The organism is Streptomyces sp. NPDC014882 (assembly GCF_043081325.1).
Taxonomy (GTDB): domain Bacteria; phylum Actinomycetota; class Actinomycetes; order Streptomycetales; family Streptomycetaceae; genus Streptomyces.
Genome location: NZ_JBIBWL010000004.1, coordinates 295,985 through 307,922, shown reverse-complemented (window position 1 = coordinate 307,922; position 11,938 = coordinate 295,985). Strand labels below are relative to the sequence as shown.

General features: G+C 72.3%; 12 protein-coding genes and 1 pseudogene. 3 read left to right on the top strand and 10 right to left on the bottom strand.

Annotated elements, in window-relative coordinates; genetic code table 11:
* Positions 1-47 precede the first annotated feature (47 nt).
* A pseudogene (locus tag ACF09K_RS12640) lies at positions 48-401 on the bottom strand (DUF2630 family protein); the annotation flags it as partial.
* Positions 402-538: 137 nt separating this feature from the next.
* On the opposite strand from ACF09K_RS12640, the gene ACF09K_RS12635 reads away from it, so the two are divergent.
* Positions 539-1,279, top strand: a complete 741-nt coding sequence (locus tag ACF09K_RS12635; RefSeq protein ID WP_392242909.1) for a TetR/AcrR family transcriptional regulator — start codon at positions 539-541, stop codon at positions 1,277-1,279.
* Here the strand turns inward: ACF09K_RS12635 and ACF09K_RS12630 are convergent.
* Positions 1,267-2,769 carry an LVIVD repeat-containing protein gene (locus ACF09K_RS12630; protein WP_392242907.1) on the bottom strand — a complete coding sequence of 501 codons (1,503 nt, stop codon included), beginning with the start codon at positions 2,767-2,769 and terminating at the stop codon, positions 1,267-1,269. The two genes, ACF09K_RS12635 and ACF09K_RS12630, sit on opposite strands and share 13 nt — an antisense overlap.
* 200 nt (positions 2,770-2,969) lie before the next feature.
* Between ACF09K_RS12630 and ACF09K_RS12625 the strand changes: the two genes are divergently transcribed.
* A complete protein-coding gene (locus tag ACF09K_RS12625) occupies positions 2,970-3,614 on the top strand; it encodes a DUF305 domain-containing protein (protein ID WP_392242905.1) in 645 nt (214 codons plus the stop codon).
* An 82-nt stretch (positions 3,615-3,696) separates the two neighbouring features.
* Here the strand turns inward: ACF09K_RS12625 and ACF09K_RS12620 are convergent, their stop codons facing one another.
* Positions 3,697-4,050, bottom strand: a complete 354-nt coding sequence (locus ACF09K_RS12620) for an ArsR/SmtB family transcription factor (protein ID WP_392242903.1) — start codon at positions 4,048-4,050, stop codon at positions 3,697-3,699.
* Between the two features lie 119 nt (positions 4,051-4,169).
* Between ACF09K_RS12620 and ACF09K_RS12615 the strand changes: the two genes are divergently transcribed.
* The gene (locus ACF09K_RS12615; protein ID WP_392242901.1) at positions 4,170-5,249 is read left to right on the top strand and encodes an NADH:flavin oxidoreductase/NADH oxidase; all 1,080 of its coding nucleotides are present in this window, start codon (positions 4,170-4,172) and stop codon (positions 5,247-5,249) included.
* Positions 5,250-5,462: 213 nt separating this feature from the next.
* Here ACF09K_RS12615 and ACF09K_RS12610 read toward each other — a convergent pair whose 3' ends face one another.
* The 7 genes from ACF09K_RS12610 to ACF09K_RS12580 all read right to left on the bottom strand — a co-directional run bounded on the left by ACF09K_RS12610 (position 5,463) and on the right by ACF09K_RS12580 (position 11,406).
* Complete coding sequence (locus tag ACF09K_RS12610) at positions 5,463-6,776, bottom strand: PHB depolymerase family esterase (protein WP_392242899.1); 1,314 nt, start codon at positions 6,774-6,776, stop codon at positions 5,463-5,465.
* 541 nt (positions 6,777-7,317) lie between these two features.
* Positions 7,318-7,584, bottom strand: coding sequence for a metal-sensitive transcriptional regulator (locus tag ACF09K_RS12605; RefSeq protein WP_392242897.1), 267 nt, complete (start codon positions 7,582-7,584; stop codon positions 7,318-7,320).
* Between the two features lie 40 nt (positions 7,585-7,624).
* Positions 7,625-7,993 carry a thioredoxin gene (gene trxA, locus ACF09K_RS12600; RefSeq protein ID WP_392242895.1) on the bottom strand — a complete coding sequence of 123 codons (369 nt, stop codon included), beginning with the start codon at positions 7,991-7,993 and terminating at the stop codon, positions 7,625-7,627.
* Positions 7,994-8,199: 206 nt separating this feature from the next.
* Positions 8,200-9,060 carry a sulfite exporter TauE/SafE family protein gene (locus ACF09K_RS12595; RefSeq protein WP_392242893.1) on the bottom strand — a complete coding sequence of 287 codons (861 nt, stop codon included), beginning with the start codon at positions 9,058-9,060 and terminating at the stop codon, positions 8,200-8,202.
* 5 nt (positions 9,061-9,065) lie between these two features.
* Positions 9,066-9,647, bottom strand: a complete 582-nt coding sequence (locus tag ACF09K_RS12590; RefSeq protein ID WP_392242891.1) for a rhodanese-like domain-containing protein — start codon at positions 9,645-9,647, stop codon at positions 9,066-9,068.
* Positions 9,644-11,053, bottom strand: a complete 1,410-nt coding sequence (locus ACF09K_RS12585; RefSeq protein WP_392242889.1) for a rhodanese-like domain-containing protein — start codon at positions 11,051-11,053, stop codon at positions 9,644-9,646. The genes ACF09K_RS12590 and ACF09K_RS12585 overlap by 4 nt, the downstream gene beginning before the upstream one ends.
* Positions 11,050-11,406: a rhodanese-like domain-containing protein gene (locus tag ACF09K_RS12580; RefSeq protein ID WP_392242887.1), complete on the bottom strand. Its 357-nt coding sequence runs from the start codon at positions 11,404-11,406 to the stop codon at positions 11,050-11,052. The genes ACF09K_RS12585 and ACF09K_RS12580 overlap by 4 nt, the downstream gene beginning before the upstream one ends.
* Positions 11,407-11,938: the final 532 nt, after the last annotated feature.

Genomic DNA, 11,938 nt, shown 5'->3' with positions numbered 1-11,938 from the left:
CCGGCCACCGGCTGAAGGTACGTGGTGGGTCGGCTGCGGTGGCCCTCCGCCTGCGACGAGGACCGCACCCGCGCGTCGTCCGGGGCCTTCCCGGACCAGGCCTTGGCACGCCGTCGGCGCAGCAGGTCCCGGGACTGCCGGGACTGGTCGAGAGCGCGCTCCGGTTCGCCGGGCCGCTGCTGTCCGGTGGTGCCGTCGATCCGACCGGCCGCCAGGTCCTCCCGAAGCCTGCGCTCGTCCTCGGCCAGCGCCGTACTCCGGTGAGGATCTTCCGGCCCTGTCCGTTGCCGGCCGCCACGGCGCCGCGCCCCTCGGCCCGGCACCGCTGCCCACCGCAGGAACGGCCGGGTCGCGCGGCGACCGAACGGGCGAGCCCTCGAAAAGGTGCCCGAGGATACCATCGGGCCAGAAGGCACCTGCTCTGGACGATCCCCCGCGTCGCCCAGAGCAGGCGGCTCCCGGTACGCCTCCGCGACGGAGCCGACCGGGCCGCGTTGAGTATAGTTGGCTGGCAGCCAGTCAACGCAGGAGTTACAGGATGTCCCCGCGCAGCGCCTCGGTCAATGAAGAATTGCGTCGGCGTTCCCGGGAACGGCTCCTCCAGGCGGCCGTCGAGCTGGTCAGCGAGCGCGGGTACGAGGCGACGACGCTCGGCGACATCGCGGACCGGGCGGGATCGGCCCGCGGCCTGGTGTCGTACTACTTCCCGGGCAAGCGCCAGCTGGTGCAGTCGGCCGTGCACCGGCTGATGCACCGCACCCTGGAGGAGGCGCTGGAGCGCGAGCCGCGCGTCGAGGACGGCCGGGAGCGGATGGCGCGGGCCCTCGACGCGATCCTGGGGCTGGCGCGGGACCGGACGGTGCTGATGCGCCAGCACATGGCGGGACTGCTCCAGGCGGAGGGGTTCGTGCAGTGCCCCGAACAACAGCGGCTGGCCGAACTGCTGCGGGACACGGTGTCCCGGCACGGCTCGCCGGACGCCGACACCGACTACCCGATGCTGCGCTCCCTGCTCATGGGCGCCGTCTACGCGATGGTGCTGCCGAACCTGGACATGCCCCTGACGCCGCTGCGGGCCGAACTGTTCAGGCGGTACCGGCTGGACTGGGCCCAGGGGTTCCCGCCGGACACCGAAGCGTCCGGCGGGGCGTCCGACGGGGCGCGCGACACCGATTTCTCACGTTTCTTCGCGACCGGCCGGCCGGCTCCGTCCGGTCCGCGGTCCGCGGACCGGACGGAGCCCGGGGGCGGGCCGAAAGCCGTCGATCAGTCGAAGTAGTCCGGCTGCGTCTGGACGTTCAGCTCACGCAGCCGCACGTGCCTCGCCGGGTCCGTGCGCCGGTCGTTGATCTTCAGCACGTCGAAACCCTTGGCGATGTCGTTCGAGTAGATGTAGCCGTTGTAGTAGTACGCCGACCAGGGGCCGGCGGTCGTCAGCCGCTCGGTGTTGACCGGGCCGCGCTCGAAGTAGGCGATCTCCTTCGGGTGGGCGGAGTCGGTGAAGTCCCAGACGGAGACGCCGCCCTGGTACCAGGCCTGGACCATGATGTCCTTGCCCTTGACCGGGATCAGCGAGCCGTTGTGCGCGACGCAGACCTCGGTCGGCGCCTGGGGGCGGTCGATCTTGAAGTAGCTGCGGAAGACGAGCTTGCGCCTGTCGCCCTTGCCGACGATGTCGTAGATGCCGTCGGCCCCCTTGTTCGGGCCGATCTCCGCGGTGCAGGTGGCCGCGCCGCCGCCGCCCAGTTCGTCGGTGAAGACGACCTTGTTCGCCTTCTGGTTGAAGGTAGCCGAGTGCCAGAACGCGAAGTTCACGTTGTCCTGGACCTGGTCGATGACCTTCGGGTTCTCCGGGTCCTCGATCGAGAACAGGATGCCGTCGCCCATGCAGGCGCCCGCCGCCAGGTCCTTCTCCGGCAGCACGGTGATGTCGTGGCATCCGGTCGTCTTGGAGACACCGGGGTTGGTGGGCCCGCCCGGGTTGCCGCCGCCGTCCACCCCCTCACCCGGGAACAGCACCGGGAAGTTCACGACCGCGGCCTTCTCGGGCGCCTTGCGCGGCACCTTGATGATCGAGATGCCGTCGTGCGGCGGCCTGCAGTCGGGGTAGGCCGCGTTGGGCGAGTACGACGAGACGTAGACGTAGACGTTCTTGCGCTCGGGCACCAGCGTGTGGGTGTGCGAACCGCAGGCGGTCTCGACGGCGGCGACGTACTTCGGGTTCGCCTTGTCGCTGATGTCGAAGACCTTCATGCCCTCCCACGAGGACTTCTCGGTCGCGGGCTGCGTGGTGCTGTGGCAACTGCTGTCGCTGCGCGAGGAGTCGGTGGACAGGAACAGCAGGTCACCGGAGACGGAGACGTCGTTCTGCGAGCCGGGGCACAGCACCTGGGAGACCGTCTTCGGAGCCTTCGGGTCGCTGATGTCGAAGACGCGGAAGCCGTCGTAGTTGCCGGAGAAGGCGTACGTGCCCTGGAAGGCCAGGTCGGTGTTGGTGCCGGGCAGCAGGTCCTTGGGGATGTTGGCGAGATGCTCGATGTTGGCGGAGTGGACGATCTCGTCCTGGCCGGGTATCTCGCCGCTGGCGATCGCCTCGGCCACATCGGCCCGCGCCTCCTGTGACACTTCGCGCTCCACGGCCGGGCCGTCCCCCGGGTCGGGGGTCGCGGCGGCCGGTACCGCCGAGAGCAGCGTGGCCAGGAGTCCGGCACAGGCCGCGACAACTCCGAGCCGTCTGTGCCGCGTTCGGGATTCGTTCGACAGGATCACTGCGTCCTCCCTAGTCGCCGTCCACGGGGAACGGTTCACGGTCCTCCGAAGTATCGTCTTCATCATGCACATATCAACAGTCGGCAACGCATTCGTCATGAATGTTTTCGACCGGTGAGGCGCAGACTCGTACCAGGACGGTCCGGGACCGTCCGCCCGCTCATGGCCGGTTCTGAACTCGCCAGCACCTGGAGGTCGTTGTGCCCGTCCGCCGTGCGCCCCTCGCCGCCGCCGCGTTGTTCGCCCTGGCCCTGGCGGGCTGTGACGCCGGGCCGGACTCCGAGTCGGGCGCGGCGGCCGGGCCGTCGGTGATCGTGCCGGGGAAGCCGGGAGAGGCCAACCGGACGCTCTCCGCAGAGGACGCGGCGAAGCAGCGCGTCGACGACGACACCCCCAACAGCGCGGACATCGACTTCGCCCGGATGATGATCGAGCACCACCGCCAGGCCCTGGAGATGACCGGACTGGCCCCGGAACAGGGGGAGTCGGCGAAGGTCAAGGCGCTCGCCTCCCGGATCACCGCGGCGCAGGGCCCGGAGATCGAGGCCATGGAGAGCTGGCTGGCGACCTACGACAAGGACGGCAGCGGCGGCGCGGGCGGCGGACACGAGCACGCCGCGATGCCCGGGATGGCGACCGAGGCGCAGCTGAGGAAACTGCGGGCGGCGAACGGCAAGGCCTTCGACCAGCTCTTCCTGACCCTGATGATCACCCACCACGAGGGAGCGATCACCATGGCCGCGGACGTCAAGGCGCAGGGGAACAACGTACGGATCGAGGAGATGGCCGACGACGTCGTCGCGGAGCAGACGACGGAGATCACGCGGATGCGCGCGATGCTCTGACGCACGCTCCGGGCCCCGACGGCGGCGTCCCCTCCTGCTCGGCCTGCTCGGCCCGCTCGGCCCGCCGCCCGGGCGCGGCGGTTCACCCCGCGCGAAGACGCCCGTCCTCGCGGTCGGCGGCCTCGAGGACGGCGTCGAGGAGCCCCGGGAAGAGATCGTCCAGGTCGTCCTTGCGCAGGCCGTTCATCTTGGCCGTGCCCCGGTAGACCTGCCGCAGGACGCCGGCTTCACGCAGCACCCGGAAGTGGTGCGTGGTGGTCGACTTGGTGACCGGCAGGTCGAAGCGGGAACAGGAGAGCTCGTCGCCGTCGGCGGCGAGCTCTCGCACGATCCGCAGGCGCACCGGATCGGAGAGCGCGTGCAGCACGGCCTCCAGCCGGATCTCCTCGCACGCCGGATGCGGGAGATCGCGGCTGCTCACTGCGGGGGCGGTCACGGCGGCTCCACTTCGTCGGGAACACCCATGGTACGAGATCCATCGTAGTTTGACACTCAACGTACTACGATGCCTATCGTACGAGTCGACCACCGGCCCCGCGACGAATGGAGTCCGCCGTGAGCGCGCTCTTCCAGCCCTACTCCCTGCGCGACGTGACGATCCCCAACCGGGTGTGGATGCCGCCCATGTGCCAGTACTCGGCCGCCCCCGAGGGGCCGCTGACCGGCGTCGCCACCGACTGGCACTTCGCGCACTACGCGGCCCGCGCGACGGGCGGCACCGGCCTGATCGTCGTCGAGGCAACCGCCGTGTCCCCGGAGGGCCGCATCTCGCCGTACGACCTCGGCATCTGGAACGACACCCAGGTCGAGGCGTTCCGCCGGATCACCCGGTTCCTCGTCGGGCAGGGCACCGTCCCCGCGATCCAGCTCGCCCACGCCGGCCGCAAGGCCTCCACCGATCGCCCCTGGAAGGGCGGGGCGCCCGTGGGGCCGCAGGCGCACGGATGGCAGCCGGTGGGGCCGAGCCCGGTCCCCTTCGCCGAGACCCACCCGGTGCCGAGCGAGCTGACCGCCCCTCAGATCGCGCGGATCGTCGGTGAGTTCCAGGACGCGGCGCGGCGCGCTCTCGCCGCCGGCTTCGAGATCGCCGAGATCCACGGCGCCCACGGCTACCTGATCGGCAACTTCCTCTCCCCGCACTCCAACCACCGCGCCGACGAGTACGGCGGCTCCTACGAGAACCGCACCCGGTTCGCGCTGGAGGTCGTCGACGCCGTACGGGCCGTGTGGCCGGACGGCAAGCCGCTGTTCTTCCGCATCTCCGCGACCGACTGGCTGGAGGAGGGCGGCTGGACCCCCGACGAGACGGTCCGCTTCGCCCGTGAGCTGCACGCACACGGCGTGGACCTGCTGGACGTGTCCACCGGCGGCAACGCCTCGGACGTGCGGATCCCGGCCGGTCCGGGTTACCAGGTCCCGTTCGCCGCACGGGTGAAGGCCGAGACGCCGATGCCGGTCGCCGCGGTGGGCCTGATCACCGACGCCGGGCAGGCCGAGAAGATCCTGGTCAACGGCGAGGCGGACGCGGTGCTGCTCGGCCGCGAGCTGCTGCGCAACCCCTCCTGGGCACGGCAGGCGGCACGCGAGAGGGGCGCCGAGGTACGGGTGCCGGACCAGTACCACCGGTCGGTGTGAGCCCTGGGTCCACGGCCGGTGTGAGCCTCGTGCCCGGTCGGTGTGAGCCCTGGGCCCGGTCGGCCGAGCACCATCGCACGCTCGGGCGGGCGGGCGCCGCGGCGCGCTCGGGCGGGCGCCGGTGGACACCGTCCCGCCGGTCCGGGCGGTGCGGGCCGACCGGGTGGCGGCGCGGCGTGACGCGGTCGGCCGCGCCGCCCCCGGCGAGGGACGTCAACCCAGCGCGCACTGCGTCCCGTTGAGCGTGAAGGAGGAGGGCGCCCGGCTGTCGCCCGTATGGCTCGCCTGGTAGCCGAGGGTGACGCTCGCGTTCGGTGCGAGCGTGCCGTTGTACGACGCGTTCGCGGCCGTCACCGCCCCGGAGGCCGGGGTGTAGGTGGCGCCCCAGCCGTTGGTGACGGTCTGCCCGGCGGGCAGGGTGAAGCCGAGCCGCCAGCCGTCCACCGTCGAGGTGCCGGTGTTGGTGAGCGTCACCGAGGCGGTCAGACCGGTGTTCCAGGCACTGGTGGACACGGTCACCCGGCAGGGGCCCGTGGGCTGGGGGTCCGGTCCGGGCCCGCCGTCGGCGTCCAGGCCGAAGAAGGTGAGCACCCGGGCGGCCATGCCCCACGCGTACACGTTGTGTCCGACACCCTGGAGACTGACGGCCTCCACCGGCGCCCGGTCACCGGTGCCGCCGTAGCGGGTGCGGGTCCAGCCGGCCTGCGGCGAGTCGGTGGCGGACGGGGTCTGGCCGGTCCCCCGCACCTCGGTCCACTGCTTGATCTCCTCGCCGAAGTTGGGGTAGCGCAGCACGTCGTCCTCGGTGCCGTGCCACAACTGCACGCGCGGCCGGGGCCCGGTGTAGCCGGGATGGGCGCCCCGCACCAGGTCGCCCCACTGCCGCGGGGTGCGGACGACGGTGCCGCCGGAGCAGGCGCTGTTCCATTCGGAGCCGTCGGTGGTGGCGAAGCAGCCGAACGGGACCCCGGCGAACGCGGCGCCCGCCGCGAACACGTCGGGATAGTCGCCGAGCAGGACGTTGGTCATCATCGCGCCGGAGGAGATGCCGGTGACGAACACGCGCGAGGCGTCGGCGGAGTACGCGGCGCTCACCCAGTCGATCATCGACTTGATCCCGACGGGGTCGCTGCCGCCGTCGCGGCGGAGCGCCTGCGGCGAGGAGACGTCGAAGCACTTGCTGCTCCGGGTGACGGACGGGTAGACGATCACGAAGCCGTACCGGTCGGCGAGTCGGGCGTACTCGGTGCCCGCGTGCATGTCCGGGCCGGAGCCGCCGCACCAGTGCACGGCGACGAGGACGGCGGGGTGGGCGGTGACGGCGGCCGGCGCGTACACGTACATCCGGAGGGCGCTGGGGTTGGTGCCGAAGCCGGTGACCTCGGTGAGGGTGGCGGGCGGGACCGCCGACGGCTCGGAGAGCGGCCTGGCGGAGGCGGTGGGGACGGCGAGCAGGGCACCGGTGAGCAGGAGCAGCACCGCGAGTGACGAACGCAGCGCTCTCCCGAGGGAGTGGGGGGTGATCACGCTGGTCCCTTCTGTTGACGGCTCGTCGTGCACGGAAGGAGGGTTCAGCGGGCGGAGTCCGTCCGGACTTCGCATGGTGGCATGCGCATGCCCTTCGTGGAAGCGCTCCCACGGCCCCGCTCCACGAAGCCCCGTCCGTCGGCCGTCACGACGGGACGATTTCGGCCTCGGGGCCGGAGGGCCTCTCCGGCCCGGAGGGCGGCGGGGCGGCGTGCACCCACCCTCGCGGAGCACGGCGCCGAGCCCCTCCGGTGTGGACTCGCGGGTGTCTTCCCGCCCAGGCCTCCGCCTTCGCCTTCGCCTTCGCGGCCAGAAAGGCGAACACCCTGTCTTCGCCTTCGCGGCGGAGAAGGCGCACGGCAGCCCACCCGGGCCGGAACGCATCCGTGCACCGGGGTGTGCGGCCGCGCAAGGCTGCCGCGAAGCGGCGAAAGGCCGGACGCGACGAAGGGCCCGGAAGGGCCCCCGGTGCGGCGAAGGGCCGGATGCGGCGGAGTGCCGACCGGCCCGTCGGCCCTGTCGTGCGCCGGGCGGCAGCGCCTCAGGAGAGGGAGAGGAAGAGCTTCTCCATCTTCTGGGTGTCGAGGCTGTCGGCTCCGCCTTCCCGGGTCAGGCACTCCTTGAGGCCGCTGGCGACGATGGCGAAGCCGGCCCGGTCCAGCGCGCGGTTGACCGCGGCGAGCTGGGTGACGACGTCCTCGCAGTCGCGCCCCTCCTCCAGCATGCGCACGACGCCGGCGAGCTGGCCCTGGGCGCGCTTGAGGCGGTTGGCGGCAGACCGCACCTGGTCGGCGGGGAGCTGGACCATGGGGTGTTCCTCTCGAAGGGCCGGACGGGACCGGCCGGGGTCACTGACCGGGACTCCGGGTGGCGAGGGAGGCGCGCACCTCGTCCATGTCGAGCTCGCGGACGGCGGTGATCACCTGCTCCAGGGCCTGGGGCGGCAGGGCGCCGGGCTGGGAGAAGACCAGGACGCCCTCGCGGAAGGCCATCAGGGTGGGGATGGAGGTGATGTCCGCCGCGGCGGCCAGAGCCTGCTCGGCCTCGGTGTCGACCTTGCCGAAGACGATGTCGGAGTGGGCCTGGGAGGCCTTTTCGTAGATTGGGGCGAACATCCGGCACGGCCCGCACCAGGCCGCCCAGAAGTCGACCAGGACGATGTCGTTGTCGGTGACGGTCTTCTCGAAGTCCGCGGCGGTGAGAGCGACGGTGCTCATGTGAGGGTTCCTTCCGGTGTGCGACGCCAGGAGCATTTGATACCCCCTGGGGTATATAACGGCGGGGCGGGGCGAGGTATTCCGGTGGCGCTCCGGTGCCGTCCGTCACGCGGGACCGCGTGAGGACCCCGTGCGGGGGTCGCGGCATGCCGTTGCCCCGGCGCGCCGAGGGGCGGTGGGCCGGGGCAACGGTGGGCCGGGGGGGGTCAGACCCGGTGCACGGCCCGTCGCAGCGGGCAGCGGGCGACGAAGCCGTAGCAGACGCCCGCTCCGGCGCCCAGTGAGGCGAGGGCGGCGAGGATCGGGACGGCGATGTGGGCGGGGGCCTGCTGGACGAGGACGAAGGTGCCCATGGCCAGCACGAACCAGGCGAAGAGGCGGGAGAGGACGTGCGCGGGGACGCGCCCGGCCAGCCGGGCTCCGACGAGGCTGCCGGCGACCGCGAACCCGGTGACGGCCAGGGTCAGGGTCCAGTCGATCTGCACGCTCGAGAGGTAGCCGGCGAAGCCCGCGGCGGACTTCATGGCGATGACCAGCAGCGAGGTGCCGATGGCGATCGGCATGGGCAGGCCGCCCAGCAGGGCCAGGGCGGGGACCACGAGGAAGCCGCCGCCCGCACCGACCAGGCCGGTGGCCAGGCCGACGGCCGCGCCGTCCAGCAGGACCCGCCCCACGGGGAGCTGCCGGTGGGCCCGGTCGGGGTCGACGCCCCGGCGGCCCCGGAGCATGGCGGCGGCGGTGACGATCATCATGACGGCGAAGGCGATCAGCAGGACGGCGTCGGGGATGTGGCCGCCGACGAGTCCGCCGGTGTAGGCGCCGGCCATGCCGGCCGCTCCGAACAGGACACCGGTGCGCCAGCGGACCCGTCCGCCGCGGGCATGGTTGATCATGCCCACGGCGGAAGTGACGCCGACGACGAACAGGGAGGTGGCGATGGCCTCCTTGGCGTCCATGCCCGCGACGTAGACCAGCAGCGGCACGGTCAGGATCGACCCGCCTCCCCCGAGCAGGCCGAGGGAGAGGCCGACCAGCAGGGCGAGGACCAGGACGAGCGTCAGCGTCATGGTGATCACCTGCCGCCGGCGAGCTGGGCGACGGCCTTGCGCGGGTCGAAGGACGGCGTGCGGTTCCACGGCATCTTCGACAGCATCACGCCCATGGCGCAGGTGTTGCTGAGGGCGGCGAAGGCCAGTCCGCCGCCGACGAACGCGGACAGCGCCTGCAGGCCGGGGACGGCGAAGCTGCCGAGGGCGCCGACCAGCACCAGGGAGCCCGCGACCAGGCGGACCTGGCGCTCCATGTCCCAGCGCTCCTGACCGTAGTTGGTCGGGGCGCCGGACTTCTCCCAGGCGGTCATGCCCCCCGACAGGACCGCCAGGCCGGGGAGCCCGGCCTCGGCGAGGGCGCGTTCGGCCTGACCGGCACGCTGGCCGGAGCGGCACACCAGCACCACGTCGGCGTCCAGGTGCCTCGTCAGCTCCTCGCGGTGTTCACGCAGGGTGTCCAGCGGGACGTTGTAGGAGCCGGGGATGTGCGCTCCCTCGAACTCGGCGGGGGAACGGACGTCGAGCAGGCGCGGCGGGTTCGCCGAGTCGAGCTCGGCGCGCAGTTCGTCGGTGGTCAGGCCGCGGGGGGTGGTGAGGGCGGTCACGCGTCGGTCTCCTGTCGGTTGCCGGAGGTTCCGGGGGTGTCGGGGGTGTCGGTGGGGCGGGGGCACAGCCCGAGGTCGAGGGCGTTGTCGAAGCTGTCGTCGACGGCGACGACGTCACGGCCGCGGGCGTGGAGCAGGGCGGCGACGACTCCGGCGCGGTATCCGCCGGCGCAGTGCACCCAGACGCGGCCCGCGGGGATCTCGTCCAGGCGGCCCGGCACCTCGTGGACGGGGATGTGCACCGAGCCCGGGATGTGCGCCTCGTCGCGCTCCTGGTGACGGCGTACGTCCAGGACGACGAGGTCGTCGCCGCCGAGGGCGGCCTTGAGGTCACCGAAGGTGGCGCGCTCGTAGGAGGCCAGGGGTTCGCCGCCGGCCCAGTCCTCGGGGCCGCCGGTGGCCATGGCGGCCGGGCGGTCGATGCCGATGCGGACCAGCTCGCGCTGGGCCTCGGCCACGTCCCCGGCGGTCTCGCCGAGCAGGGTGACCGGGGTGCCCCACGGGATCAGCCAGCCCAGATAGGTGACGAACTGGCCGTCCAGACCGAAGTTGAGGCTGCCGGCCAGGTGTCCGGCGGCGAAGGCGGTGCGGTCGCGCAGGTCGACCACCCACTCGCCGGCCTCGATCCTGCGCCGCAGTTCGGCGGGGTCCGCCACGGACGGTGCGGACAGGTCCGGCTTGCCCGGCCCGCCGGAGTTGGCCGGTCCCATGTGGGCGTAGTAGGCCGGGTAGGCGTCCAGGCCCGCCAGGAGCTGCTCGACGTAGGCCTCCTCGTCGGCGGTCAGCGCGGTGTTGGTCCGCTTCTCCTCACCGATGGTGCTGGCCAGGCCGGTGGCCTGGGTCGCGGAGCAGAACGAGCCGAAGCCGTGGGTGGGGTAGACGGCGGTCTCGTCCGGCAGTTCCTTCGCCAGCCGGTGCGCCGAGCGCCACTGGGCCCGCACGAGGGTGTCGGTGTGGTCCGGGCCCAGCAGGTCGGGCCGTCCGGTGGTGCCGTACAGCAGGGAGCCGCCGGTGAACACCGCGACCTGTTCCCCGTCGGCCTCCAGGGCGTAGGACAGGTGGGTGTGGGTGTGGCCCGGGGTGTGGATCGCCCGCACCCGCAGGGTGTCGCCGACCTCGATCACCTGGTCGTCGTGGACCGGGGTCCGCTCGTAGGAGACCTCGTCGTCGGCGTTCACCAGGTACTGCGCGCCCACCTCGCGGGCCAGGGCCAGGCCGCCGGTGACGTAGTCGTTGTGGATGTGCGTCTCGAACACGTGGGTGATCCGCACTCCGGCGGCGGTGGCCAGCGCGGTGACGCGGTCGTAGTCGCGCTGGGGGTCGACCACCAGGGCCACCGAGCCGTCGTGGGCGAGGTAGGTGCGGTCCCCCAGGCCGGGGGTCTCGACGGGCAGAACGGTGATCATCGCGTCTCCTCGGAGGTGGCGGGGGCGGTGGGGGTGCCGGGCTCGTCGCCGGTGGCCGTGGGGCGGCCCCCGTCGATCCAGGCGGCGGTGCCGCCGCTGACGCTGTGGGCGTCGTAGCCCAGGGCGCGGAGCAGGGAGGCCGCCTGTGCGCTGCGGCCGCCGCTCTGGCAGATCACGTGCACCGGACGGTCCTTGGGCAGGCCGGCGAGTTCGAGGGGGAGGTCGGGGAGCGGTGCCGACCGGGCGCCGGGGACGTGGCCGGCGCGGTACTCGCCGCCGTTGCGGACGTCGACGACGAGGGCGCCCGCCGCGTGCGCCTCGGCGAACCGCTGCTGGTCGATCTCGGGAACCATGCGGAGAACTCCTGCTCACTTGCCTTCAGAAATACCCGGGGGGGTATGTCTGGGTCCAACCGTAACAGGATCCGGTTTATGCCCCGGGGGGTATTCGGAAGTGACGGGGCCCACCTGCGCGGGGACTCACGCGCGTGGCGCACGCCCGAGCTCTCACGCCTCGCGGAACGGGGAGGCGGCGAGCCGGCCGCCGTACCACTCCCCCACGGCCCGTTCCCTCGCGACCGGCCCCGCCGCACCGGCGAGAAACCCCGGGGCGGAGCCGCCGACCGGCCCCCGCACCCGAGGGGTGGCCGGACTTCCGCCGTCTTCTGTGCGAGGCGTTGACTAGAAAGCGCTTGCCCTCTACCTTCCGTTCAGAAGTGTGGACGAGCCGCTCGCCGCAATGCGGGATTCTCCCCACCGACCGAACAATGCGTTCAACATCGAGAACAGAATTCATCAGCTCGAATCCGTCGTCACGTCGGCGACGACCGGCGTGACCACCGGAGAACTTCGACCATCCCCCACCTGGAAGAAGGCATCGGGACAT

Excerpts from the sequence above, each read along its gene's own strand:
- ACF09K_RS12585 (WP_392242889.1), bottom strand. The coding sequence starts at position 11,053 with ATGATCACCGTTCTGCCCGTCGAGACCCCCGGCCTGGGGGACCGCACC.
- ACF09K_RS12605 (WP_392242897.1), bottom strand. The coding sequence starts at position 7,584 with ATGGTCCAGCTCCCCGCCGACCAGGTGCGGTCTGCCGCCAACCGCCTC.
- ACF09K_RS12595 (WP_392242893.1), bottom strand. The coding sequence starts at position 9,060 with ATGACGCTGACGCTCGTCCTGGTCCTCGCCCTGCTGGTCGGCCTCTCC.
- ACF09K_RS12580 (WP_392242887.1), bottom strand. The coding sequence starts at position 11,406 with ATGGTTCCCGAGATCGACCAGCAGCGGTTCGCCGAGGCGCACGCGGCG.
- ACF09K_RS12635 (WP_392242909.1), top strand. The coding sequence starts at position 539 with ATGTCCCCGCGCAGCGCCTCGGTCAATGAAGAATTGCGTCGGCGTTCC.
- trxA (WP_392242895.1), bottom strand. The coding sequence starts at position 7,993 with ATGAGCACCGTCGCTCTCACCGCCGCGGACTTCGAGAAGACCGTCACC.